The organism is Hydrogenivirga sp. 128-5-R1-1, assembly GCF_000171895.1.
This window is the reverse complement of sequence record NZ_ABHJ01000541.1, coordinates 1-1,016: the sequence shown is the minus strand read 5'-3', so window position 1 is coordinate 1,016 and position 1,016 is coordinate 1. Positions and strand designations below refer to the sequence as shown.

Here is a 1,016-nt window from a genome sequence, read left to right as displayed (position 1 = left end):
TTTTTCTATAGTTTTTAGCAATATTTCTTTTTCACAAGAAGATGTTTTAGCTGAAATTGTTGATATGAAGTTTGCAGAAAAAGTGGTAAATAGAGTCCCTGTTAATGTTTCTACCAAATTCCCTTCAAGTATTAAAAGGGTTTACTGCTGGACAAAGGTGAGAGCTTTTAAAGTTCCTACTTATATAGTTCATCAGTGGTATTACAAAGGAAAACTAATGGCTTCTGTAAAATTAGATATAAGAAGTCCATTATTTAGGACATGGAGTTCAAAAAGAATAATCCCTGCGTGGAAAGGAAAATGGAGAGTAATTGTAAAAGACGCAAATGGAAGTATAGTGGCATCTAAAGAGTTCCTAATTAAGTAGAAGAATATCTATATAAAAACTCATTTTTAAACTGCTTAAACCTATTCTCCTTTATCGCTTTTCTTATATCTTCCATCATTTTGTTATAAAACCTTATATTATGGATTGTTCCAAGTATCATTGCTGTTATTTCACCGGCGTTATAAAGATGTCTTACATAACCTTTTGAAAAGTTTTTACAGGTATAGCAATCACATAAAGGGTCTATTGGCTCTTTACTTAATTTATACTTAGCAGCCTTTATATTTACTCTTCCAAAATGTGTAAAAAGTGTACCGTTTCGTGCATTTCTTGTGGGCATTACACAGTCAAACATATCTATACCCCTATCCACACTTTCAATTATGTTTTCTGGTGTTCCAACTCCCATTAAATACCTTGGTTTGTTTTCCGGAATTAAAGGAACTACAACTTCTGTCATTCTATACATATATTCCCAGGGCTCCCCTACAGATAAACCTCCTATTGAATATCCGTCCATTTCAAGTTCTACTGTCATTTTTGTACTTTCAATTCTTAAATCTTCATAAACGGAACCTTGAATAATGCCAAATAAAGCCTGCCAGTCATTTTTCTTTACTTTTTTTGACCTTTCAAGCCATCTAATCGTTTTAAAAACAGCGTCTTTTGCCTGTTCATATTCACATGG

At 32.7% G+C, this 1,016-nt stretch carries 2 protein-coding genes; one reads left to right on the top strand and one right to left on the bottom strand.

All coding sequences use genetic code 11. From position 1 onward, the window contains the following. Positions 1–367 (top strand): DUF2914 domain-containing protein (locus HG1285_RS00080; RefSeq protein ID WP_008289764.1); only part of this gene is annotated, 367 nt, incomplete at its 5' end. Here the strand turns inward: HG1285_RS00080 and HG1285_RS00085 are convergent. Then, a partial coding sequence (locus tag HG1285_RS00085) for a tRNA guanosine(34) transglycosylase Tgt (protein ID WP_008289763.1) occupies positions 360–1,016 on the bottom strand: 657 nt, incomplete at its 5' end. The two genes, HG1285_RS00080 and HG1285_RS00085, sit on opposite strands and share 8 nt — an antisense overlap.